The sequence below is a fragment of the Erwinia sp. HR93 genome, from assembly GCF_034555055.1.
Classification (GTDB): Bacteria; Pseudomonadota; Gammaproteobacteria; order Enterobacterales; family Enterobacteriaceae; genus Apirhabdus; species Apirhabdus apintestini.
Genome location: NZ_JAXUDP010000001.1, coordinates 1,310,824 through 1,335,295, shown reverse-complemented (window position 1 = coordinate 1,335,295; position 24,472 = coordinate 1,310,824). Strand labels below are relative to the sequence as shown.

Here is a 24,472-nt window from a genome sequence, read left to right as displayed (position 1 = left end):
TCCTGGAGTTTGTTGTGGGTTGCTGTAGTTTGATACAGCATGCCACTGGATGCGTTATGTTTACTCATTTATAAAACTGTTTGCTTCTTTCACCTTTTTATAAAAGGTTGATTCAGCAAGCCCTTTCAAATCAACTCCATGACGAGAACAGAGTTCAGCAAGGTCACTGTAAATTTCACTAACTAAAGGTTTTGAGAATGAGCCATACTTTGCCTTCCCATTTTCAGCAAGCATTCTAATTAACACGGCAATCATTTTATAATTACCTTTAACCTCATCATTTTTCTTATAATCGCCTCGCCCTCCTGTATGGAGAATTTTTCCTCTATTAAGGAGAGATTCACCACCTAACATTTCAAGCTTATCCTTCCATCCTGATTCACGGGTGATTTTCATGATTGCTTTATCAATATGGTCAATAATTATATGTGGTGTCACATCTTCAATAATAAATGGGTACGCGGCTGCTAAAACATGCTCAGCATTAGTCACCTTACTTATATTTTGTTTCCTTTCACTTTTCTCATAATAATTAACATTCCTTGAAATGGCGCGACTAATTCTTTGGTGGACAGCAGACTGTTCAACCATAAGACTTGATTGTAAGGCCTCATAATCCAACCCCATCAATACAAAAGCCATTTCGCGGGCGGTTATGTAATTCAGTCTGATAAACATTTCGAAACTGTTCATGAGTCACCTTAACTTATAGGGTGGTAATATTATGGATGCATGCAAACTCATAAGGAGCGATAGCTTTTTCTTTGTTGGCGTCAATATAATCAGCCCACCATTGAAGCATTAATTTCCTTTCTTCTATGTATTCAGATGTATGCATGTACGAACCTTTAACATGCTTACGTTCAACGTGACTTAATTGTCTTTCAATAGCATCATCATTCCACAGTTTTGATTCACTTAAAGCACCTCGCGCCATCGTTCTAAACCCATGTCCGCAAACTTCAGTTTTCGTGTCATATCCCATAACACGTAAAGCACTATTTATAGTGTTCTCGCTCATTACTTTTTTGGGGTCATGGTCACTTGGGAATATAACCTCACCATTGCCGCTCAATATATATAACTGTTTAAATACATTTAAAGCCTGCTTGCTGAGAGGAACGATATGTTCAGTCTTCATTTTCATTCCACGTTCAGAATGCTTTACGCCGGGTATGGGCTTACGGATGCCGGGTATAGTCCATTCACTGCGTTCAAAATTAATTTCACTCCACCGGGCAAACCGCATCTCACTTGAACGAATAAAAGTAAGCAATGTTAATTCAACTGCAAGGCGCGTGATTAACCGGCCTTTATAGTTCGATAGTCGTTCAAGAAGTTCAGGTATTCTTTTTGGTGGTAATGCTGGATGATGAGTTGTTTTAACGCTTAAAAGCGCTCCAGCCATATCATTGGCGGGGTTAGATTGTAAGAGGTCATTCTGGACACCAAAACGCATAATTGCCGTCACACGCTGTTGAAGTCGCTGTGCAACGTCATGTTTACCAGCGGCATCTACAGCTTTAATGGGCATAAGTAGCTGGCTGGTTCTCAACGTTCGGGCATCAAGCTGGCCAATCGAAGGGAAAATATACTGCTCCAGTGTCAGCAGTACACGACGGCGATGGTCTTCACTCCATGTGAGATTACTTGCGTGCCACTGTCTGGCGATGGTTTCAAATAAATATGCCCCCTCGGTTTCAGCTTTTGCTCCCTTCTGTTCAACTTTTGGATCTATTCCTTGTGACAGTAACTTCTTCGCTGTATCACGCTTTGCTCTGGCTTCTGCGAGTGTTGTTGTTGGGTAAACACCGAAAGCAAGCCGATCCTCTTTCTTATCAGATGGACGGCGATATTTCATACGCCAGTATTTTGAGCCTTTTGGGGATACCTCAAGGTACAACCCGCCGCCGTCAGCCATCTTGTAGGCTCTGTCCTTTGGCTTTGCTGTATCAATTTGTCGAACATTAAGCTTCATTTTGGGGGCACAAATCCTGATCGAAGTGGAGTGCCCCCAATTATGCCCCCAAAGGGGTGTAGACCACAAGAGACCTGAAAAGACCAGTAAAGACTGTAATTTGTTATTTTATAAGGGTTTTATTGATAAAGATAGACTTCAAAAAACGTCAAAAGAAGTGTTGGTTATGCCGAAGGCCGGACTCGAACCGGCACGTATTTCTACGGTTGATTTTGAATCAACTGCGTCTACCGATTTCGCCACTTCGGCACTGAAGGGATACGGAAAACGGTGGAATTATAACGGCTTCGGCGGGCAGCGCAACCATTAAGCGCGGAGTTTATGCCGACTGGCGATAAAATCATCGCCCGGTGGCGCTTTCACCAGCCTACTGTCGTTTGTTCTGCAAGCAGCGCCGTGGTACAAAGTACCAATCATTTTCACACTGCTGATACCGGCCATGGCGTATTCTATCGACATAATCTCATGCATTACCGACCGCTTTGTCAGTTTAACCTCGACTGAAAAGCGCATTGCGCAATTTATCCTCGACGATGTGGCCACGGCGGCGGAACTGCCGATCGCTGAACTGGCGCGGCTGACCGACAGTAGCCAGGCCTCGGTGACGCGCTTTGCGCGCGCGCTGGGCTGTAAAGACGTGCGCGAGCTGAAGCTCAAACTGGCCCAGTCACTGGCGGTCGGCCAGCGTTTTTTACTGGATGTCCCCGATCTTGAAGGGATTCAGGGCATTTATGCCTCGATTATTGGCGTACTGGAAACTAATCGCCGGGCGCTGGACCCTAAGGCGCTGCAAACAGCGGTGGACTGGATAGGTGACGCCCGACAGGTGCTGGCAGTGGGTATGGGCGGCGGCTCGACCATCGGCGCGCAGGAGCTGCAGTTTCGGCTGTTTCGGCTCGGGCTGCCGATAGTGAGCCAGAATGATGGCCTGCTGGTGCGCATGATGTGCGCGGCGGTGACCGCGCGTGATGTGGTCGTGACGCTGTCGCTCGGCGGCTATACGCCCGAACTGGTAGAAAGCGCGACTATCGCCCGCCAGTACGGCGCGCGGGTTATCGCTATTACGCCGGAAGAAACGCCGCTTGCCGCGCAGGCCAGCCTAGTGCTGCCGCTGATTGTGCGTGAAAACGACTATATCTTTAAGCCCAGCACCTCACGCTATGCCATGCTGGCGATGATCGATGTGCTGTCCACCGAACTGGCGATGGCGCATAAGCCGGAAGCAAAATCTCGCCTGCGGCGCATTAAACTGGCGCTGGATAGCCACCGCGGCGGGGCCAATCGTCAGCCGCTGGGAGATTAACCTTAGGTTTGGCTCAACTGGCGGTATTTCAGGGCGCCAACGCTGCCTGCGCACTTTTAACGCGCGTAAGGCAGGCACGGCGCGGCCTCAGCCCTGACTCGGGAATATCCGCCCCTTAGCGTACCTGTCCCCCTTTGCAAACCTGCTTTAACCTCATTCAGCGGCTTCTATCCGCTGCCCGGCTGCCTGCCACGCCGCCATAAAGCGCAGCGCCCGTTCACGCGTGTGTGCAGGCGACTGCCCTGCACGATACAAATCGCCGCCCAGCCCGGCGCCCGCACAGCCGACGCGCAGCCAGTCAGCCAGGCTTTCGGGCGTTACGCCCCCAACGGCGAGCAGCGGCGTGCCTGCAGGCAGCACGGCATTTATCGCCTGCACGTAGCCGGGGCCGAAGGTTGCCGCAGGAAAGAGTTTTAACCAGTGCGCACCGGCCTCCAGCGCGCTAAACGCCTCGCTCGGCGTCGCAAAACCGGCGCAGGTGAGCATATCGCAGGCGCGCGCGCGGCGGATTACTGCCGGATGGGCATTCGGCGTGACGATCAGCCCTGCGCCTATTGCCGCCAGCGTATCCACCTGCTCCACCGTTAGCACCGTCCCCGCACCGATGGTCGCCTGCTCGCCAAAGTGGCTCACCGCATCGGCGATACTGCGCCACCAGTCCGGGGAGTTCAGCGGCACTTCGATATAGCGAAAACCCGCGTCAATCAGCACCGCTACATGTGCTAATACTTCCGTCGGCGTGATGCCGCGCAGGATTGCCACTAGTTTACTGTCGTTCATGAATGCTCCTTATTCCGGTTAAAAAGGCCAGTTCCGGCGCAATGGTCTCAGCCTCGACGCCAGCTACCGCCAGCGCCTGCCGGTAGCGTGGTTTCAGCGGACCATCGGCGACTAGCGCCACGCGCGCCGGGCGATAGCGCTGCGTAAATACCGCCGTTTCCGCGCCGATCAGCAGGCCAGATAAGTACTCACTCACCGCCTCAGGCGCTAGTTCGCCCAATAGCCGCGAAGCCCTGACGCTAAATAACGTTTCCACCAGCGCTGGCTGCGCCATGCCCCGATGCAGGCCTGACAGGAAGGCAACCTCGCTATCCTCCTGAGCCATAAGTCCGCGCCCCAGTAGCGAATAGTGCATTAACATGTGGTGTAGCTCGCCGGTCATCGCAGTATCGAAACGCCGCACCTCACCGCTTTCAGTAAGCGCCCACTTACTGTGTGTACCAGGTAATATCACGCAACTGGCGTGGCTCAAATGCTGAACGCCCAGCAGCAGCGTCTCTTCACCGCGCATGACATTACACATATCATCGGTTTGAAAACGCAGGCCCGGCACAATCCAGACGCCGGGTAAAACCGCAGTCAGGCTGTCAGCCAGCGTATTCAGTTTTAGCGGGCAGCGCAGATAAGGCGCGGCTTTCCATCCTGCATCGCTGCCGACCATGCCCGCCATATATACAGGTAGTAACCGCTCACTTCGCCATGGATTGATGTAGCGTTCAAAAATTTGCTCCGGGGTGGCATCCTCCAGCCGGGTCACGCCAAAGGGAAGATGCAGCACATTAATTGGCACGCCGTTTTCAATGTGCCAGGCGCGCAGGTGGGTGGACCCCCAGTCCACCGCAATATAATTCATGTCCGTCATCGCTTATCCCTGCTGAGTTTCGGGTTTCCCCGCTAACGGCGTTTCAGGGCGGCTTTCCCGCTCCTGGGTAATCAGCGCCAGCGCCTGTTCACGGCTCAGGGCGCAGGCCGGGGTGAGCAGCGTAACGACCACGGCAGCCACCAGGCTGGTCAGCACCGACGGGATACACGGGTTCCCCCAGAAGGCGAGCCACTCTTTATCCACCAGCACTACAACCGATGCGCCAGCGCCACCCAGCAGCGCCGCCAGCGCGCCCTGCCAGTTAAAACGCGTCCAGAAGCGGCCCAGCATGGAGCAGATAAACATCCCGGACATAATCATGGAGATCATTTTGGTGATATAGCCGATGATATCGTTTGAGGTCAGCGCAAACAGTAGAGCCAGCCCGATGACCAACACCAGAAACAGGCGCGACAGGCGAATGGCTTTTTCCGGCGCAGGCATATGGCCGGTAATCAGGGTGTATAGATCGCGCAGCATGATTGAGACCGCGGCGATGGCATCTGAACTGCCGGAGGACATATTGGCCGACATCCCGGCAATTAAAACAGCCATGCCCAGCACCGGCGGCAGTACCTGGGTTGCGTATAAAAAGGCGAAGCCGCTGTTTTCCAGGTTTTTATCCATGGTCCATACCGCCATGCCAATAATGGCTGGCAGGAAAGAGAAGCCCAGGTACAGCAGTCCGGTGATGGTGAACGACTGGCGCACAGAGCCCACCGTTTTCGCTGAATAGATGCGCTGGCGGTAAGACGGCGTGGCCAGCACGCCGACGCCAATGACCATGGCAAGCGACAGCGCGGGCAGTACGCCCAGTTTATCTATCGCGAACAGGCTTTGCGCCGCCGGATCTACCGTGCGCTGAATCGACTGCCAGCCGCCAACGTGATGCACCGCCAGTACCGCCATCAAAATGAAACCAGCGAACAGCACCAGTGACTGTATGGTATCGATCCATACCACTGCGGAGTAACCGCCGATACCGACGTACACGACAAACGCCAGTGCGATGATGATTTTCGCGGTGTTAATATCCAGCCCGCTGGCCCAGGCGAGGTACAGGCCGCCGCCGAGAATGTGCGCGCCCAGCCAGCCAATGGAGGCGATAAAAATCAACAGCGCGACGACATTTCTGATGACTTTACTGCCGCCGGTGTAAAAGCTCAGCTCTTCGCTCATGGTCATAAAGCGGTATTTCCGCACCGGCGCAAATAGCCAGGCTACCAGCAGGATGCCACATGCGCCGCCGAGGCCGTAAAGCATACCGGCCCAGCCGTTAGTGTAGCCAAACCCCACTGCCCCCACGCTGGAGCCGGTTCCTACCATGGTCCCGACGGTAGAACCTAGCGTCAGGATCATCGGTAACGAACGCCCCCCCAGTAGAAAATCATCGCCGTTTTTCTGATGGCGCAAGACATACCAGCCCAGCGCTACCATCGCGCTGGCGTAGACTGAAAACCAAATCAGGAATGACATATTATTCATTGCACACGTCCAGATGTTTGCGTGAATAACCAACGCCGGTTATTACGGAGTAAATTGGACGGGACACCTGAAAAACGGCGCAGGCTCCCCCGGGCGCACGCCGGGGGCGTGCGACGCTGTTACGCGATGCATCACGGTATTGTTATCTGGCGCCAGCGATGCGGGCGCCCGCCTCCCTGCAGGAAGGCGCTATCAGTTACTGGCTGCGCTGGGCGCTATAGCAGGTCACATCCACTTCGACCTTGCAGACCACGACCAAATCGGCCACGCAGCAAATACGCGCCGGCGGGTTATCGCCGAAAAACTCGCGAAACACTTTGTTAAACGACTGGAAATAACGGGCATCGGTCAAAATGACGCTCACGTGCACGACGTCAGCCAGCCCGTAGCCAGCTTCCGTCATGATGTCGATGCAGTTTTGAATGGCCAGTCGCGACTGTTCAACGATCCCGCCCTCAATGATTTCGCCGTTTTTCATCGGCGTCTGCCCGGAAACATAAAGCCAGCCACCGGCTTCAACGGCGCGGGCGAACGGCAGATGCTGGCCTCCCGTGCCGGTCCCGCCCTCTGTGCCATAGCGTTTAATCCCCATCATTGCTCCTTATCAATATGCTGAATATGCTGGCGCCGCAGGAAACGCCCCGCGCGCCCGGTTACCTGTTTATCGCGACCATAGCTCATCACGCCGTTAACCATTACGCCCTCAATCCCTTCCGCAGGCCGCTGAGGCGCAGAAAAGCTCGCCGCATCGCGAACAGTGGCAGGATCGAACAGCACCAGATCGGCGTAATAGCCGGTTTTAATAAGCCCGCGCTGCGCCAGGCGAAAACGCGCCGCCGGTAGCCCGGTCATTTTGTGGATAGCTTCATGCAGTGGGAAAAGCTGCGCTTCACGGCTGTAATGCCCCAACACGCGCGGGAAAGCGCCCCACAGACGCGGATGCGGCATAGGATCGTTCGGCAACCCGTCCGACCCTATCATTGTCGCCGGGTAGCGCAGCACCCGGCGCACGTCTTGTTCATCCATATTGTGATAAATCGCACCGGCCGGCATCAAACGCCGCGCTGCGTCTATCAGACTCAGGTTCCACTCGGCGGCAATTTGTTGCAGTGTGTTGCCTGCCATTTCGGGGTGAGGTTCAGACCAGGTGATCACAATGTCGAATTCATCGGTCACCTGTTTCAAATCCAGCGTCGAAGAGCTGGCGGAATAGGGGTAGCAATCGCAGCCAATTTCCTGGCGTTGGCGCATTTTGTCGAAAAAGGCGAGCGTCTCCCGGGTACGTCCCCAGTTTTTGGCACCCGCACATTTATGGTGTGATACCACCACCGGCACCCGGGCGTGTCGCCCGATGCGAAAGGCCTCATCCAGCGCCTCTAGTATCGGTTCAAACTCCGAGCGCAGGTGCGTGGTGTAAATGCCCTGCCCGGCGGCCAGCTCTTCGGCCAGCGCCATGACTTCTTCCGTGGGTGCTTCAAACGCCGTCGCGTAGGCAAGGCCGGTGCTCATACCGAGCGCCCCCTGCGTCAGCGCTTCGCGAAGCTGCGCGCGCATCGCGGCAATTTCAGCCGGATGCGCCGGGCGCATCAGGGAATCCATGTGGTTGTTGCGCAGCGTGGTGTGGCCTATTAACGTACCGACATTGACTGCTGGCCGAGCCTCGGTTACGGCATCGGCATAGGCGTTTACTGAGGGATAAATAAAGTGTTCCGCTTCCCCCAGCAGGTTCATTGGGTCCGGGACATCGTCGCGGATAGTTGCCGTCGCCGCGCTGATACCGCAGTTCCCGACGATAACCGTTGTCACCCCCTGGCTAATTTTTGGCAAATAGGCGGGCATGCGGATGACGTTAGTATCGTCGTGGGTGTGCACGTCAATAAAGCCAGGGGCCAGCACTTTACCTTCAGCATCGATTTCAGCGCCGACATCGAGCGTTAAGTGCGGCGCAATGTGGCTAATTTTGTCGCCCGTTACCGCAACGTCACCCCGATAAGCCGGGCCGCCGCTTCCATCGATCACCGTAGCATTACGGTATAGCCAGTCAGCTTTCATATTCCTCGCCTCACACGCTTCTGTCTTGCTGAAGATTTAACCATTTACAAGGTATTAAAACAGTGGAAAACTACACAAAATCACGCGGAAAACATGATACTTTTATTCAGATAAATGCGTATTTATAATTTAATATGTTAATTTTCAATTAGTTATTTTAGATACTCATCGTAACCCCATAAAAAAACCAACAGAGATAATGATATGAAATATCAAAAACATCTCCTTATCGACGGCAAATCTGCCATCATGCACCAGCCTGCCAGCGTGCTGCTTGAAGACGTTTGTTTACCCGCCGCGGTACTTAAAAAAAACGCGTTGCTGAACAATATCGAGTGGATGCAGCGCTACGCAGACAAGCGCGGCGTCTCACTAGCGCCGCATGGCAAAACCACCATGACACCCTGGATTTTTCAGCAGCAGCAGCAGGCGGGCGCGTGGGCTATCGGCGTAGGAAGTGTATGGCAGGCGAGCGTAGCCATGGCGAGCGGCATGCGGCGCGTGCTGATGGCAAATCAACTGGTGGGAAAGGCAAATATGGCGCTGATGTCTCAGCTAAAACAGCATTTCTCGCAGGTCGATATTCTGTGTCTTGTTGATAGCGAAGCCAACGCCGCCGCGCTTTCGGCGTTTTTTGCCCAGCGCCAGCAGCGGCTCGATATACTGGTAGAGCTGGGCGTAGCAGGCGGACGCTGCGGCTGCCGCACCCCGGAGCAGGCGCTTAACCTGGCGCACCGCATTGCGTCACTCCCCGGTCTTAGGCTGCGCGGGCTGGAGCTGTACGAAGGCGTGTTGCACGACGATAATCCGCAGCCGGCTATTGAAGCGCTGTTACGCACGGCCGCGCGTCTGGCGTGCCAGATGGGGCCGCTGGTTGAGGGAGAATTTTTGCTTACCGGCGCCGGCACCGTATGGTACGACGTGGTGTGTAACGTCTGGGAGAGGGAAGAAAAACCACCGCGCTGCCGGATAGCCATCCGCCCCGGCTGCTACATCACGCATGACAACGGCATTTACCAGGCAGCTCAACAGGCGCTACGCGCCAGGGACACTATCGCCTGCGAATTAGGCGGCGATCTGGATGCGGCGCTGGAGCTAGCCGCTATGGTGCAATCGGTACCGGAGCCGGGGCGCGCCGTAGTCAATATTGGTAAGCGCGACAGCGCGTTTGACGCCGGGCTGCCCCAGCCGCTTGCCCATTATCGCGGCGGTGAACGGCTGGCGCTACCGGCGCAGGCGCTGGTCAGCGTCGGGATTATGGATCAGCACTGTATGCTGGAAGTGCGGGAACATTACGATGTGCGGGTGGGCGATATTCTGATTTTTGGCACCTCGCATCCCTGCCTGACATTTGATAAGTGGCAGTCTTTGCTACTGGTGGATGACGAATATCGCGTGCTGGATTCGCTGGAAACCGGGTTCTGAACGCCACCCCGCCGCTCACTATGGGTATATGCGGCAGCGCGCGTGACGCCGGGCTGCCCCAGCCGCTCGCCCATTATCGCGGCGGCGAACGGCTGGCGCTACCGGCGCAGGCGCTGGTCAGCGTCGGGATTATGGATCAACACTGTATGCTGGAAGTGCGGGAACACTACGATGTGCGGGTGGGCGATATCCTGATTTTTGGCACCTCGCATCCCTGCCTGACATTTGATAAGTGGCAGTCTTTGCTACTGGTGGATGACGAATATCGCGTGCTGGATTCGCTGGAAACCGGGTTCTGAACGCCAGCCCGCCGCTCACTATGGATATATGCGGCGGCGCGCGTGACGCCGGGCGGCCCCAGCCGCTTGCCTATACCCGAAGTGACGAATGACCGCCGCACATCCAGGCCAGTGCGAGCATATTCCGCACGCTACAGGTCGCATTTTTTGTCATATACATTGCAGGTATGGACACAGCGGGCATAGAAATTGTGTATAGAGAAACGCGTTATCCATCGTTTTCATCTCTTCAGAGGGCGCTTAAAGTGGTTTGGCCCGACACGATTCGCCAATAAAACCGCCCGCCGCGCCGAGTATTGGCACTCTGTGCGGCTATGCGGCTTTTCAGACCCCGATACGCCCGGCGCTTTTAGAAATGCTCTACACTTATTCTCCTGAATTTTTCCTGAGGCAGTCACAATGACAAAAATTAAAAGTTACGCGGCGCTCAGCGCTGGCGCCGATCTAGAACCCTATGAATACGATGCCGGTGAGCTAAACGCCGAAGACGTGGAAGTACAGGTTGAATACTGCGGCGTTTGCCATTCCGATTTATCAATGATTGATAATGAATGGGGCATATCACAATACCCGCTGGTACCAGGCCATGAGGTTATTGGTCGCGTCCATGCGCTGGGCGCAGAAGCCCGGAATAAAGGGCTGAAAGTTGGTCAGCGCGTGGGGATTGGCTGGACGGCGAAAAGCTGCCAGCACTGCGATGCCTGCATCAGCGGCAATCATATTAACTGCCGCCAGGGTAGCGTACCAACTATCATGAATCGCGGGGGCTTCGCCGAGAAGATCCGCGCGAACTGGCAGTGGGCGATCCCTTTACCTGACAGCCTGGATATCGCCACCGCCGGGCCGCTGCTTTGCGGTGGCATTACGGTATTTAAACCCTTACTCACCAATAACATTAATGCCACCAGCCGCGTCGGCATTATCGGCATTGGCGGGCTGGGGCATATCGCGGTGAAGCTACTGCGCGCCATGGGTGCGGAAGTTGTGGCATTCAGTTCTAATCCGGATAAAGAGCAGGAGATCCTGGCAATGGGCGCCGATCGCGTGGTAAATAGCCGCGATCCTGACGCCCTCACCGCGCTGGCAGGGCAATTTAATCTGATCATTAATACGGTAAGCGTCGATCTCAACTGGATGCCCTATTTCAAGGCGCTGGCGCCGGACGGTCATTTCCACACGGTCGGCCTGGTAATGAAACCGTTTGAGGTCCCGGCTATCACGCTGATTGGCGGCGATCGCAACATTAGCGGCTCTGCCACCGGCAATCCTTCAGAGTTACGCACGCTGATGCGCCTGGCGGCGCGGACAAAAGTCGCGCCGCAAACGGAAGAGTACCCAATGTCGCAGATTAACGATGCACTGCGTCACGTTCGTGAAGGCAAAGCCCGCTACCGCGTAGTGTTAAAGGCAGATTTTCAGGCTTAACGCCTGCCTTTGCCCTGGCGCAGCGAAAATGCAAAGCGGCGGCGCCTAAAAACGCGCCGCTATAGCGTTTTGGCGAGCGCGGAAAACACCTCTGCCACCGCCACAGCCCCGGGATCTTCAACGCCGTTCAGGCTGTCGCTGCCCACATATGAAGCGCGCCCGGCTGCGGCGCGCTTCATTTTCGCCGTCGCCTGCGCGCCTTCCTGCGCCGCCCTCACCGCCGCATCAAGACTCTGCTTTTGCAGCGCCTCCAGCGCAGGCTGTAGCGCATCAACCAGCGTGCGATCGCCCGGCGCTGCGCCGCCATAGTGCCTCATTTGCCGTAGCCCCGTCAGTAGCGCAGCGGGTAACGATTCGCCCTCTTTTAGCGCCTGCCCGGCAGCGGTGAACAAAATTGACATTAACACGCCGCTGGACCCTCCCATCGCCGTAGCCAGTCGCTCTCCGATGGTAAGCAGCAGCGCATCAGGCTCATTGAGCGGTAATGATCCCTGAGCCAGGCGCTCGCCGATATCGCGCGCGCCCAGCGCGAAAGTCGATCCTGTATCCCCATCTCCCACTTTTGCATCCAGCGCATTTAGCCTGCGCTCCAGCCCGATTAGTGTTTCTACCGCCGCCTGCACCAGCGCCGCCGCGCGCGGATTATCAGAAGGCTTCGCGTCTATTTCCGTTTTCATTGGGGGAATTTTTTGCGCCGGGGCCGGAGCGAGCGGCACCAGCGGGCGCCACCCCAGCGTGTGGACCTCAGACTGCAGCGCACAAACCACCGCATCGTTAAGGCAGATTGCGGACAGCGAAAAGCCTTTCATATCCAGCGCACTGACCAGCGGCGCCGGGCCAATCAGAAAATCCGTCTGCGCACCAAGCGGCGAATGGACCAGCGCCTTCACCAGCAGCGACATTTCCAGCTCAGAGGTCCCCCCCAAATTGTTTATCATCACCGCCAGCCGCGCAGCGCCGGTTTTCTCCCGCAGGCGGGTCGCCATTTCATTTATTAGCTTACGGCTGTTTTGCGTCTGCAGGGTACTGGCTCCCGGCTCACCGTGAATGCCAAGCCCCAGTTCAACCTGCCCAGGGCGAATACGCTCTTGCTCTTCGCCGTCCGGCAGGCTGCAACTGCGCAGGGCCACACCAAGACTGTATATTCGCGCGCAGGCATCCTGCGCCGCCGCGCATACCGCCGCCAGCGATCGCCCACGCTCCGCCGCATAGCCTGCTATCTTATGCACCAGTGCCGTTCCGGCGATGCCGCGCGGCTGAGGGTTATCCGGCAGGGCAACATCATCGCCCACGATAACCATTTCAACCTGTAGCCCGTAGCGCCGGGCTTTTTCTGCAGCCAGGCCAAAGTTCAGGCGATCGCCGGTGTAGTTTTTAACGATCAGCAGACAGCCGCGCTCGCCGGTCAGCGCGACGATGGCATTGAATACCGCATCCACGCTCGGGGAGGCAAACAGATCGCCACATACCGCTGCGGTCAACATTCCCTTACCGACATAACCCGCATGCGCCGGTTCATGGCCAGAGCCGCCGCCGGAAATAATCGCGACGCGGCTTTTATCCCAGCCGCTGCGCGCCACCACGCGAATGCCCGGCGCAATATCCAGCCGGACCAAATTCGCATAAGGTGTGGCAAGGATCAGTCCGTCTATCGCATCGTCGACCAGCGTTTCGCGCTTATCAAAAAAAAACCTGGACATAGTTTCCCCTAAAATCAGATAGCCTACAGGCAAAGCATAGCCTTTACTGCGTTACGCGCCGTCTTCTGCAGAATATACTGATAGCGATGACAGGAAAAACGCGGCACCATCTGCGCGTCGATGCAGTAGCCCGGTGTCGTTGGGGATTGTACCGACATTTATTACGCCCGGTGCCGGGCCTCAGGCAAAGAACAATGAAGGAATAAGAATGAGCTCACCACTGCTGATAGCCAAAACCGCCGATACCAGTCTGTTTTTATATCCCGCAATGGCGAACCGCCACGGGCTTATCACCGGCGCGACCGGTACCGGGAAAACCGTCACGCTGCAAAAGCTCGCCGAGTCGTTTTCTGAGATAGGCGTGCCGGTGTTTATGGCCGATGTGAAAGGCGATTTAACCGGCGTTTCCCAGCCGGGCGAGGCATCAGAAAAACTGCAGGCACGGCTTGCAAAAATTAGCGTGACCGACTGGCAGCCACACGCGAACCCCGCCACGCTGTGGGATATTTTTGGCACTAATGGGCACCCTTTGCGCGCGACGGTATCCGATCTTGGCCCGCTGCTGCTGGCGCGCCTGCTTAATCTCAACGACGTGCAGAGCGGCGTTCTGAGCATTATCTTCCGCGTTGCGGATGACCAGGGACTGCTACTGCTGGATTTCAAAGATTTACGCGCCATTACGCAATATATTGGCGATAACGCGAAAGCGTTTCAGAACCAATATGGCAATATTAGCAGCGCATCGGTAGGCGCTATTCAGCGCGGTTTACTGACGCTTGAACAAGAGGGCGCGCCGTTTTTCTTCGGCGAGCCAATGTTGGATATCACTGACTGGATGCGCATTGACGACGCCGGGAAAGGCGTGATTAATATTTTAAGCGCTGAAAAGCTTTATCAAATGCCAAAGCTGTATTCGGCCAGCCTGCTTTGGATGTTATCGGAGCTTTATGAGCGCCTGCCGGAAGCCGGTGATTTGGAGAAGCCGAAGCTGGTTTTCTTTTTTGATGAGGCGCATTTGCTGTTTAAAGACGCGCCGCAGGTGCTGCTGGATAAAATTGAACAGGTTGTGCGCCTGATCCGCTCGAAAGGGGTGGGGATCTTTTTTGTGTCACAAAATCCGGCGGATATTCCTGACAATATTTTGGGGCAGCTGGGCAACCGGGTGCAGCACGCGCTGCGCGCCTTTACACCGAAAGATCAGAAAGCGCTGAAGTCCGCGGCGCAAACCATGCGCACCAACTCTGCCTTTAATACGGAAGAGGCAATTCAGGCGCTGGGTACCGGCGAAGCGTTGATCTCTTTTCTCGATGAAAAAGGTAGCCCAACCGTAGTGGAGCGCGCATTTGTGATAGCCCCAGGCTCGCGCATGGGGCCCATTACCCGCGACGAACGCAATGGGCTGATTAATCACTCTTCGCTATACGGAAAGTATGACGAGGCCGTAGACCGCGAATCCGCGTTCGAGATGCTGCAAAAAGGCGTTCAGGCGGCTACGGACAGCGTGCAGGCACCGCAGAAAAAAGCGCCGCAGGCCGCCGATGATGATGGAATACTGGGCGGCCTAAAAGAGATTTTGTTCGGCAGCGTAGGCCCGCGCGGCGGTAAAAAAGACGGCCTGGTGCAGGCGGCGGCAAAAAGCGCCACGCGCCAGATAACCAACCGTATTGTGCGCGGCGTTCTGGGTAGCCTGCTCGGTGGACGTCGCCGTTAACCTCACGTGTAACGGATTGATAACCGGCCCACGTCCCCGTGCTGATAACACTAAGAGACGTTCAGAGCGGGGGCGGCATTCTGCACGCGTAGCTAATAGCAAGGATGTTTGGTACAGGCGGCGGCAAAAAGCGCCACGCGCCAGATAATCAACCGTATTGTGCGCGGCGTTCTGGGTAGCCTGCTCGGTGGACGTCGCCGTTAACCTCACGTGTAACGGATTGATAACCGGCCCACGTCCCCGCGCTGATAACACTAAGAGACGTTCAGAGCGGGGGCGGCATTCTGCACGCGTAGCTAATAGCAAGGATGTTTGGTACAGGCGGCGGCAAAAAGCGCCACGCGCCAGATAATCAACCGTATTGTGCGCGGCGTTCCGGATAGCCTTCTCGGTGGACGTCGCCGTTAACCTCACGTGTAACGGATTGATAACCGGCCCACGTCCCCGCGCTGATAACACTAAGAGACGTTCAGAGCGGGGGCAGCATTCTGCACGCGTAGCTAATAGCAAGGTGGCAGTAGTGTACGTGCAGGCTGGGAATAACCGCAGTTCAATTCAATTTACTCTCACTTCACAAGGTTTTCGCCGACACTGCTGCCAGTGCCGGGGGCAGATCCTCAGCCAGGTACCTGCAGCGTAAGTTTTCGCCAGCGGCCTGGAGGTTAGCAGTTAGCAGTTAGCAGTTAGCAGTTAGCAGTTAGCTTCACCTTGGTTGCAAGACGAAAATATTTCTTCAATGCACTATTACCTTTCCGTATAAATTCAGAAAAACTGAATGAGTCTGACAGTTTTCCTTGCTAACAATCACCAAATACCCGCCGTATTATCCTGTCCAACGCCGGGCGATTGGTAATATTCGTTTTAAATCGCCGCATAAACAACAAATTGGCATTGAGCCATTAGTGAAAATTCGTGGAGTTAGAAAATGAAAAAATTCGAAGATATTGGCATTCTGGTGGCACGCATTATGATGCCGATTCTGTTTATTGTGGCAGGGTATGGCAAGATAACCGCCTATACGGGCACTCAGCAGTATATGGAATCAATGGGCGTGCCGGGCTTTCTACTGCCGCTGACCATTTTGCTTGAATTCGGCGGTGGCCTGGCCATTATGTTTGGATTTCTAACGCGCACTACCGCGCTGTTCACTGCGGCTTTTACTCTCCTGACCGCCTTTTTATTTCACAATAACTTCGCCGATGAAGTTAACCAACTCATGTTTATGAAAAACCTGACCATCGCAGGCGGTTTTTTACTACTAGGCATTATCGGCCCGGGCGCTTTCAGTCTCGATCGCCTGCTGAACAAACGCTGGTAAGTCTATACTGATAATTAATCTTCCGGTGCGACGCTGCGCGCGCCGGTTTTTTATTCGTGTAAGGAGAGAAACATGGGACTGCTGGTAGAGGGCGCCTGGCAGGACGCCTGGTATGACACGGCTTCATCAGGCGGGCGCTTTGAACGCTCAGCCGCCGCGTTTCGTAATTGGCTGACATTTGACGGCTCGCCCGGCCCTTCCGGCGAAGGCGGCTTCGCCGCCCAAAAAAATCGCTACCATCTCTATGTCTCGCTAGCCTGCCCGTGGGCGCATCGCACCCTGATTATGCGCAAACTTAAGGGGCTGGAACCGTTCATTTCCGTTTCTGTCGTTCATCCTTTAATGCTGGAAAACGGCTGGACATTTGCCCAGGATTTCCCGGCTGCCACCGGCGATACACTTAATCACCACGATTATTTATGGCAGCTTTATTTACAGGCTAACCCAAAATACAGCGGGCGGGTGACCGTGCCGGTGCTATGGGATAAACAGCAGCAGACGATTGTTAGCAATGAATCGGCGGAAATCATTCGCATGTTTAATAGCGCGTTTGACGCACAGGGCGCGCGCGCCGGCGATTACTATCCGCCAGAACTACAGCCCGAAATCGATAAGTTAAATAGCTGGATTTATGACACCGTAAATAACGGCGTGTATAAAGCGGGTTTCGCTACCAGCCAGCGGGCTTACGATGAAGCCGCCGAGCAGCTATTTAACTCTTTGGCGCGGCTGGAACAGATATTAGGCCAGCATCGTTATCTTACCGGCGACAGGCTGACCGAGGCCGATATTCGGCTATGGACCACGCTTATTCGCTTCGACCAGGTGTACGTCACGCATTTTAAATGCGATCGCCTGCGTATTAGTGATTATCTAAACCTGTACGGTTTTTTACGTGATATTTACCAGCTACCGGGTATCGCCGAAACCGTCAATATGGAACATATTCGGCATCATTATTTTCGCAGCCACAAAACGCTAAACCCGCACGGCATTATCTCAATTGGGCCTGAGCAGGATCTCAATGAACCCCACGGTCGCGACAGCCGATTTTAAGGCGATTAAAGCTTGCTCTCACCCGGATTTCAGATTGCTCCAGCAGGGATTTATGTGTAGAAAGAGGGGCAAATTAACCTATAAAGGATGTGGTAATGAATTGGTATTTAAAAGTTCTTAAAAACTACTCTGGGTTCCGCGGCCGTGCTCGTCGTAAAGAGTACTGGATGTTCGCCCTGTTCAGCACCATTATTACCCTGGTGCTAAGCGTTATCGATAGCGCCGCAGGATTTACTTTTTCGGAAGATGCCGGCGTGCTGTCCACTATTTATGGTCTTCTGATATTAGTGCCGACCATCGCAGTTATGGCGCGCCGCCTGCACGATACAAACCGTTCAGCCTGGTGGATACTGATAGGTCTTGTCCCGCTAATTGGCGCACTGGTGCTGCTGGTGTTCTTCTGCCTGAAAGGCTCCGATGGTGAAAACCGTTTCGGCCCCGATCCGCTGGCGGAAGACGCACAGATGACCACAGTTGCCTAATTTTCCCGACGTTTCGCAAACAGTTTAGGGATTTCACGCAGGCACCACGCTTTGGCCTCGCCCATGCTGTCCCGGCGCCAGGCCATAATAATATCGATATCGGCGGTTGACTCCGGGCTAACTACCCGCAGCCGCCCTGTCGCAATATCCTGCTCTACCAGCGAATAGGGTATCGTCGCCACACCTAGTCCGGCCAGTAGCGCCTGGCGCTTTTCTTCCATACTACTGACCGTTAAGCGCGGCTGTTTATCTAATAACTGTACCGTTAATACCGGGCGTTCACGGGCGGTATCCGCCACCGCTACCCCGCGATATTTTACCCGCGTTGCTTCGGATAATGGCTCTGGTTCCTGGTGAATCGGATGATCAGGGGCTGCGACGTAAACATTTTTAAGGGTATATAATTTGCGGAAGTTAATTTCTGTCGATGTGCGAAAGTGCATATCCGGCGCAATCACAATATCCGCTCGCCCCTGTTCCAGCCGCTCCCACGCGCCGGCTAAGACTTCAGTGATAATTGAAAGCTGAGTATCGGCTTTTTCCGCCAACCGCTCTATCAGAGGAAACAGCGCCGACGCCGGCACCAGCGCCTCAGCAACCAGCGTAAGGTGAGTTTCCCAGCCGCGCGCCAGCGCCTGCGCATCGGTAGAAAGTTTGTCGGCCGCTTCAAGCAGCAGGCGCCCGCGCTCCAATAGCATTCTGCCTACATTGGTAAATTTTGTCCGATGGCCGGAACGGTCAAACAATACCACGTCCAGTTCGTCTTCCAGCTTTTGCATGGTATAGCTCAGCGCTGACGGCACGCGCCCCAGCTCGTCCGCCGCTGCGGCGAAACTCCCGCGCCGATCGATTGCATCCATTACTCGCAAAGCTTCCAGCGTCAGGGCGCGTTCTCTGGCCATCGTTTTCTCATTCAGTAAATTTGAATATAGCGAGCAGATTAACTGGCTAACAATATCACGTCCAGATTCTTACCATAAGATGAGTAAAAAAGAAGGCTGAATGTATGATAATTCCCAGAACGGCGGGCCAGTGTGGCAAGGCCGATTACGGTTGGTTAAAAGCGCGTTATGCCTTTTCGTTTGGCCACTATTTTGATCCAAACCTTATGGGCTATTCCGTCCTGCGCGCGCTGAATCAAGAGGTGCTGGCACCCGGCGCATCGCTACAGCCTCGCACCTTTCCCCGGGTCGATATTTTGAATCTGGTGCTGGATGGCGATGCCACCTATCGCGATAGCGAAGGGCGACATACCCAAGCCGGCGCCGGTGAAGCGCTGCTGCTGACTACGCGGCCAGGCGTGAGTTACAGTGAATATAATTGCAACGCCGGTGCGCCGTTAACCCGCCTGCAGCTTTGGCTGGACGCCAGCGCCGGGCGTGAGGCACCTTCAATCCAGAAATGCCCGTTAACTGCCCACGGCTGCCAGCTTCTCGCCTCCCCGGACGGCAACCCGAATTGCCTAATGCTACGCCAGCAGGTTTGGATTTATCATTTAGCCTTCACACAGGGAGAAACGTTGGATATCGCGCTGCACGGGCCGCGCGCCTGGTTGCAGTCCATTCACGGCACCTTTCGGGTAAGCGCCGGGGAAAATAGCGCTCGGGAGGTGCTTACCTGCGGCGACGGCGCGTTTATTCACGACGAGTCGTTGTTAACCCTGACGGCAGAAACGGCTTTTCAAGGGCTGTTAATCGATCTGCCCTCCTGACATCGTCCTCCAGAAACGAGAACAGGAAAAAACCGCAGTGAAAACGCTGTCACAGCCGGTGCTTTCATACGTTGACGCTGACCTGTAAGCCGCGTTCTTTCATCGAAAGCGGAGTGGACAGTCATTCATCCGTACTTCCGCTACGCCTGAAAGCAAAAACCCGCCGCAGCGGGTTTTTTAATGAGTTGAAGCTGACCGATAAGCCGCGTTCTTTCATCGAAAGCGGAGTGGACAGTCATTCTCCGTACTCCTGCTACGCCTGAAAGCAAAAACCCGCCGCAGCGGGTTCTTTAATAAGTTGAAGCTGACCGATAAGCCGCGTTCTTTCATCGAAAGCGGAGTGGACAGTCATTCTCCGTACTTCCGCTACGCCTGAAAGCAAAAACCCGCCGCAGCGGGTTTTTTAATGAGTTGAAGCTGACCGATAAGCCGCGTTCTTTCATCGAAAGCGGAGTGGACATTCATTCTCCGTACTTCCGCTACGCCTGAAAGCAAAAAACCGCCGCAGCGGGTTTTTTAATGAGTTGAAGCTGACCGATAAGCCGCGTTCTTTCATCGAAAGCGGAGTGGACAGTCATTCTCCGTACTTCCGCTACGCCTGAAAGTAAAAACCCGCCGCAGCGGGTTTTTTAATGAGTTGAAGCTGACCTGTAAGCCGCGTTCTTTCATCGAAAGCGGAGTGGACAGTCATTCATCCGTACTCCCGCTTTGCCAGAAAGCAAAAACCCGCCGCAGCGGGTTTTTTAATGAGTTGAAGCTGACCTGTAAGCCGCGTTCTTTCATCGAAAGCGGAGTGGACAGTCATTCATCCGTACTCCCGCTTTGCCAGAAAGCAAAAACCCGCCGCAGCGGGTTCTTTAATAAGTTGAAGCTGACCGATAAGCCGCGTTCTTTCATCGAAAGCGGAGTGGACAGTCATTCTCCGTACTCCTGCTACGCCTGAAAGCAAAAACCCGCCGCAGCGGGTTCTTTAATAAGTTGAAGCTGACCGATAAGCCGCGTTCTTTCATCGAAAGCGGAGTGGACAGTCATTCTCCGTACTTCCGCTACGCCTGAAAGCAAAAACCCGCCGCAGCGGGTTTTTTAATGAGTTGAAGCTGACCGATAAGCCGGGTTCTGTCGTGGACAGTCATTCATCTGGGCCAGCAATCGCTCACTGGCTCAAGCAGCCTACCCGGGTTCAGTACGGGCCGTACCATGTGAACCCCTATTTGGCCTTGCTCCGGGTGGAGTTTACCGTGCCACGGACTGTTGCCAGCCGCGCGGTGCGCTCTTACCGCACCCTTTCACCCTTACCTGTGCCCGCAAGCGAGCCATCGGCGGTTTGCTCTCTGTTGCACTGGTCGTAGGCTTACGCCCCCCAGGCGTTACCTGGCACCCTGCCCTATGGAGCCCGGACTTTCCTCCACTCCGCCCGTCTCCCCGAAGGGACGACGACGAAGCAGCGACTGTCTGGTCAGCTTCAGCGCGAGAGTATAGAGGGTTTCGGCGTGGCTGTCACCCGGCGCTTTCAGTGCAAATTAGCTTTCCGCCTGGTGTTCGAGCGCATACTTATACAGCGCATTTTTCTTTACGCCATGGATTTCAGCCGCCAGCGCCGCCGCTTTCTTTAAGGGCAGCTCCGCCTGCAATAGGGTTAACGTCCGCAGCGCTTCCGGCGGCAGCGCATTCTCCTCGGCGCGGTAGCCTTCAACGATCAGTACCATCTCGCCTTTGCGCCGATTCTCATCCTCCTGCACCCAAGCCAGCAGCGCGGCAACGGGCGCGCCGTAAATCGTTTCCCAGGTTTTTGTCAGCTCACGCGCCAGCACCACGTAGCGGGCATCGCCCCAAACGGCGCACATATCCGCCAGGCTCTCAATCAAACGGTGAGTGGATTCGTAGAAAATAAGCGTGCGAGGCTCCTGCTCCAGCGCCTTCAGCACGTCGCGCCGCCCCTTCGATTTCGCAGGTAAAAAACCCTCATAGCAAAAGCGATCTGATGGCAGACCGGCGGCGCTAAGCGCGGTTATGGCCGCGCACGCCCCCGGCAGAGGGACCACGCGCACGTTCGCCTCGCGGCAGGCGCGAACCAAATGGTAACCAGGGTCGTTAATCAGCGGGGTTCCGGCATCGGATACCAGCGCAATGCTCGCTCCTTCCCGCAGTTTCGCCAGTAGCGTTTCCGCCTTTTGCTGTTCATTATGATCGTGAAGCGCAAAGAGGCGCGCTTTGATAGCAAAGTGCTGGAGCAACAGGCCGGTATGTCGGGTATCCTCGGCGGCGATAAGGTCAACGGATTGCAATACAGAAAGCGCACGCTGCGTAATATCTTCCAGATTTCCTATAGGCGTTGGCACAATATATAGCACGCCACTTAAAATAGCCGCTGAATCGTGTTGTTTCATTGTTTCATCCGTTTTACCGATTTAATATTGATAACTGCGTAAAAAAGAACACTGGATACAGTATGGTACCGTCTAAATTTATTCGTTCGAATGCCGGACGCTGCTTGCCCGTATTACTGGCAGCGCTGATTTTCTCCGGCTGTAGCCTGCAGCCGCCAGATAAGAGCGGCACTCTGCTTCAGGGTAAAATGCAGGCAAACTCTGCGTATTACCTGCAGCAGATGCAGCAAAACGCTGATGATAGCAAGACCACCTGGCAATTACTCGCCGTGCGTGCGCTGTTAAAAGAGGGGCAAATTCAGAAGGCCGACGAAATTTATCGTCAGTTGCCCGGGCAGTTAACGCAGGCGCAGCACCAAGAAGCGCTGTTGCTCAGCGCCGAATTTGCCGTTATTAACCGCGATCCGGTGACCGTTGAAGACCGCCTTGGCAAACTGGATCCCGAGTCGCTTTCTCCCGAGCAGCGCGCGCGTTACTGGCAGGCCCGCATCAACGCGGCCCAGGGTAAACCCTCGCTGGCGCTGCTGCGCGCGCTAATCGCGCAGGAGCCGCTTCTGCCCGCAGCCGACAGGCAAAAAAACATCGATGCCACATGGAACACGCTGGCGACCATGACGCCTGCCCAGGTTAACGCACTGGTCATTAACGCCGATGAAAATATCCTTCAGGGTTGGATAGATCTCCAGCAAACCTGGAGCAGCCAGCGCGGCGAGCCGCAGCAGTTAAAATTCGCTATTACCGACTGGCGCACTCGCTATCCGAATAATCCCGGTGCAAAAATGCTGCCCACTGCGCTGAAAAATATTCAGAATTTCACGCCATCCTCAACGGACAAAATCGCACTTATGCTGCCGCTAAACGGCCAGGCGGCGGTATTTGGCCGGGCTATCCAGCAGGGTTTTGAAGCGGCGAAAAATATGGGTGTGGTGCCGGTGGTACCGGCCGGCGGAGCCGCCGCACCTGCGCAGGAAGGACAAGCGACAGATATAGATAACGCTGCCGGTACGGATAGCAACGACGGCGCGGCCACGCCCAATGACGATATCGTCAGCCCATCCAGCGCCGATACCGATGCGCTGACCGGTGAGCAAAAAGCCGCGGCCACGCAGGAAACCGTTGCCCAGCCGCAACCTCAGCCCGCAGCGCCGATTGCGGATGCCGCACAGGCCAAACCAGCGGCCCAAATTACGGTTTACGATACCAGCACGCAGCCTATCGAACAGCTATTAGCGAAAGCGCAACAGGAAGGCGCATCTATCGTCGTCGGTCCACTGCTAAAGAACAATGTCGATGGCATGTTAGGCAGCGGCACGCCGCTTAACGTACTGGCTCTGAATCAGCCGGAACACATTAGCGGTCGCGCTAATGTTTGTTACTTCGCACTTTCCCCGGAGGATGAAGCACGCGATGCCGCTGCACATATCTGGCAGGAAGGGCATCGCGCGCCGCTGCTGCTGGTACCGCGCAGCGCGCTGGGCGATCGCGTCACTAAGGCCTTTAGCGAAGCCTGGCGTGACCAGGGCGGCGGAGCCGTATTGCAGCAAAAATTCGGTTCTGAAAATGAACTACGCCAGGGTATTAACGGCGGCGGTATCGCCTTAAGCGGAACGCCGGTGAATGATATGCCTGCTCAAAGCGCCGATAACGGCCTCGATCAGCAGTCACCTGACGCTATCGCTCAAAATCAGGGCGGCGTCGACGCCGTTTATATTTTGGCGACGCGCGCGGAAATCGCGCTCATTAAGCCAATGATCGCAATGCGCGCAGGCAGCCGGGGGAGTGCCGCACTGTATGCCAGTTCGCGCAGCGCGCAGGGCAGTGGCGGTACCGATTTCCGTCTGGAAATGGAAGGGCTGCAGTTCAGTGAAATACCGATGCTGGCAGGCGGTAACCCACAGCTTATGCAGCAGGCGCTCGGGGCATCGCACAATGATTATACGCTGGCCAGACTGTACGCGATGGGCGTAGATGCCTGGGCGCTGGCGAGCCACTTTACGCAGATGCGTCAGGAGCCGGGCTATCAAATTAGCGGTAATACCGGCACGCTCACGGCATCTCCCGACTGCGTCATTAGCCGGAAAATGTCATGGCTGAAATACCAGCAGGGCCAGGTAGTTCCCGTGATGTAACGCCGCAGGGGCGAGGCCGGCATTATGAAATGCTGGCCCGCCGCTGGCTGGAAAAAAAAGGCCTGCGTTTTATCGCCGCTAACGTGCGCTTTCCCTCCGGCGAAATCGATCTCATTATGTCGCACGGTGAGATTATCGTTTTTGTTGAAGTCCGTTATCGCAATAATGCGCGCTACGGCGCGGCGGCGGCCTCTATTACCTACAGCAAGCAGCGTAAAATATTACGCGCGGCCCAGCGTTGGCTCGCCGGCCACAATGGGAGTTTTGATACTGTGGATTGTCGATGCGATGTGGTAGCCTTCACCGGCAATGAGGCTGAGTGGATAATAGATGCCTTTTCCCTTAATGAATAATTTTGCAATTCAGTGA

21 protein-coding genes, 1 tRNA gene, 1 other RNA gene and 1 pseudogene are annotated in these 24,472 nt (G+C 55.2%); 11 read left to right on the top strand and 13 right to left on the bottom strand.

Features of this window, described 5'->3' with window-relative positions:
- Positions 1-60: 60 nt before the first annotated feature.
- From SFA31_RS06235 to SFA31_RS06225, 3 genes are all read right to left on the bottom strand, one after another.
- Positions 61-693, bottom strand: a complete 633-nt coding sequence (locus tag SFA31_RS06235) for a hypothetical protein (RefSeq protein ID WP_322837199.1) — start codon at positions 691-693, stop codon at positions 61-63.
- 13 nt (positions 694-706) lie between these two features.
- Entirely contained in the window at positions 707-1,978 is a 1,272-nt protein-coding gene (locus SFA31_RS06230; protein ID WP_322837198.1) for a tyrosine-type recombinase/integrase, read from the bottom strand.
- A gap of 167 nt (positions 1,979-2,145) precedes the next feature.
- Positions 2,146-2,227, bottom strand: a tRNA-Leu gene (locus tag SFA31_RS06225).
- A 190-nt stretch (positions 2,228-2,417) separates the two neighbouring features.
- Here SFA31_RS06225 and SFA31_RS06220 point away from each other — a divergent pair.
- Entirely contained in the window at positions 2,418-3,281 is an 864-nt protein-coding gene (locus tag SFA31_RS06220) for a MurR/RpiR family transcriptional regulator (RefSeq protein WP_322837197.1), read from the top strand.
- Positions 3,282-3,434: 153 nt separating this feature from the next.
- Here SFA31_RS06220 and SFA31_RS06215 read toward each other — a convergent pair whose 3' ends face one another.
- From SFA31_RS06215 to SFA31_RS06195, 5 genes are all read right to left on the bottom strand, one after another.
- Entirely contained in the window at positions 3,435-4,061 is a 627-nt protein-coding gene (locus tag SFA31_RS06215; protein ID WP_322837196.1) for a 2-dehydro-3-deoxy-6-phosphogalactonate aldolase, read from the bottom strand.
- Entirely contained in the window at positions 4,048-4,923 is an 876-nt protein-coding gene (locus SFA31_RS06210; protein ID WP_416208322.1) for a 2-dehydro-3-deoxygalactonokinase, read from the bottom strand. Before SFA31_RS06210 ends, SFA31_RS06215 begins: the two co-directional genes overlap by 14 nt.
- 3 nt (positions 4,924-4,926) lie before the next feature.
- A complete protein-coding gene (locus tag SFA31_RS06205) occupies positions 4,927-6,408 on the bottom strand; it encodes a sodium:solute symporter family protein (protein WP_322837195.1) in 1,482 nt (493 codons plus the stop codon).
- A gap of 196 nt (positions 6,409-6,604) precedes the next feature.
- Positions 6,605-7,000 (bottom strand): RidA family protein, encoded by a 396-nt coding sequence (locus SFA31_RS06200; protein WP_322839310.1) that lies wholly within the window; start codon positions 6,998-7,000, stop codon positions 6,605-6,607.
- Positions 7,000-8,460, bottom strand: a complete 1,461-nt coding sequence (locus SFA31_RS06195; protein ID WP_322837194.1) for a D-aminoacylase — start codon at positions 8,458-8,460, stop codon at positions 7,000-7,002. The genes SFA31_RS06200 and SFA31_RS06195 overlap by 1 nt, the downstream gene beginning before the upstream one ends.
- 204 nt (positions 8,461-8,664) lie before the next feature.
- On the opposite strand from SFA31_RS06195, the gene SFA31_RS06190 reads away from it, so the two are divergent.
- The 3 genes and pseudogenes from SFA31_RS06190 (at position 8,665) to ahr (ending at position 11,609) form a co-directional block, all read left to right on the top strand.
- On the top strand, positions 8,665-9,885 hold the full coding sequence (locus SFA31_RS06190) for an amino acid deaminase (protein ID WP_322837193.1): 1,221 nt from the start codon (positions 8,665-8,667) through the stop codon (positions 9,883-9,885).
- Between the two features lie 35 nt (positions 9,886-9,920).
- A pseudogene (locus SFA31_RS06185) lies at positions 9,921-10,184 on the top strand (amino acid deaminase); the annotation flags it as partial.
- Positions 10,185-10,583: 399 nt separating this feature from the next.
- Positions 10,584-11,609: an NADPH-dependent aldehyde reductase Ahr gene (gene ahr / locus SFA31_RS06180; RefSeq protein ID WP_322837192.1), complete on the top strand. Its 1,026-nt coding sequence runs from the start codon at positions 10,584-10,586 to the stop codon at positions 11,607-11,609.
- Between the two features lie 59 nt (positions 11,610-11,668).
- Here the strand turns inward: ahr and SFA31_RS06175 are convergent, their stop codons facing one another.
- Positions 11,669-13,309: a dihydroxyacetone kinase subunit DhaK gene (locus SFA31_RS06175; RefSeq protein ID WP_322837191.1), complete on the bottom strand. Its 1,641-nt coding sequence runs from the start codon at positions 13,307-13,309 to the stop codon at positions 11,669-11,671.
- Between the two features lie 23 nt (positions 13,310-13,332).
- Positions 13,333-13,467: a hypothetical protein gene (locus tag SFA31_RS06170; RefSeq protein ID WP_322837190.1), complete on the bottom strand. Its 135-nt coding sequence runs from the start codon at positions 13,465-13,467 to the stop codon at positions 13,333-13,335.
- Positions 13,468-13,517: 50 nt separating this feature from the next.
- On the opposite strand from SFA31_RS06170, the gene SFA31_RS06165 reads away from it, so the two are divergent.
- The 4 genes from SFA31_RS06165 (at position 13,518) to SFA31_RS06150 (ending at position 17,876) form a co-directional block, all read left to right on the top strand.
- Positions 13,518-15,020, top strand: coding sequence for a DUF853 domain-containing protein (locus SFA31_RS06165; RefSeq protein ID WP_322837189.1), 1,503 nt, complete (start codon positions 13,518-13,520; stop codon positions 15,018-15,020).
- A gap of 925 nt (positions 15,021-15,945) precedes the next feature.
- Positions 15,946-16,338 (top strand): DoxX family protein, encoded by a 393-nt coding sequence (locus SFA31_RS06160; protein ID WP_322837188.1) that lies wholly within the window; start codon positions 15,946-15,948, stop codon positions 16,336-16,338.
- A 72-nt stretch (positions 16,339-16,410) separates the two neighbouring features.
- Positions 16,411-17,394, top strand: coding sequence for a glutathione S-transferase family protein (locus tag SFA31_RS06155; RefSeq protein ID WP_322837187.1), 984 nt, complete (start codon positions 16,411-16,413; stop codon positions 17,392-17,394).
- A 95-nt stretch (positions 17,395-17,489) separates the two neighbouring features.
- A complete protein-coding gene (locus tag SFA31_RS06150) occupies positions 17,490-17,876 on the top strand; it encodes a DUF805 domain-containing protein (protein WP_322837186.1) in 387 nt (128 codons plus the stop codon).
- Here the strand turns inward: SFA31_RS06150 and SFA31_RS06145 are convergent.
- Complete coding sequence (locus SFA31_RS06145; protein ID WP_322837185.1) at positions 17,873-18,778, bottom strand: LysR family transcriptional regulator; 906 nt, start codon at positions 18,776-18,778, stop codon at positions 17,873-17,875. The genes SFA31_RS06150 and SFA31_RS06145 overlap by 4 nt on opposite strands.
- A gap of 104 nt (positions 18,779-18,882) precedes the next feature.
- Between SFA31_RS06145 and SFA31_RS06140 the strand changes: the two genes are divergently transcribed.
- Positions 18,883-19,587 (top strand): pirin family protein, encoded by a 705-nt coding sequence (locus tag SFA31_RS06140; RefSeq protein ID WP_322837184.1) that lies wholly within the window; start codon positions 18,883-18,885, stop codon positions 19,585-19,587.
- Between the two features lie 1,089 nt (positions 19,588-20,676).
- Here SFA31_RS06140 and rnpB read toward each other — a convergent pair.
- Both rnpB and rsmI read right to left on the bottom strand, forming a co-directional pair.
- Positions 20,677-21,051, bottom strand: an RNA gene (gene rnpB / locus SFA31_RS06135) — RNase P RNA component class A.
- A 56-nt stretch (positions 21,052-21,107) separates the two neighbouring features.
- Complete coding sequence (rsmI, locus tag SFA31_RS06130) at positions 21,108-21,974, bottom strand: 16S rRNA (cytidine(1402)-2'-O)-methyltransferase (RefSeq protein WP_322837183.1); 867 nt, start codon at positions 21,972-21,974, stop codon at positions 21,108-21,110.
- A gap of 62 nt (positions 21,975-22,036) precedes the next feature.
- Between rsmI and SFA31_RS06125 the strand changes: the two genes are divergently transcribed.
- Both SFA31_RS06125 and SFA31_RS06120 read left to right on the top strand, forming a co-directional pair.
- Complete coding sequence (locus SFA31_RS06125) at positions 22,037-24,103, top strand: penicillin-binding protein activator (protein ID WP_322837182.1); 2,067 nt, start codon at positions 22,037-22,039, stop codon at positions 24,101-24,103.
- Complete coding sequence (locus SFA31_RS06120) at positions 24,061-24,456, top strand: YraN family protein (RefSeq protein ID WP_322837181.1); 396 nt, start codon at positions 24,061-24,063, stop codon at positions 24,454-24,456. The genes SFA31_RS06125 and SFA31_RS06120 overlap by 43 nt, the downstream gene beginning before the upstream one ends.
- Positions 24,457-24,472 lie beyond the last annotated feature (16 nt).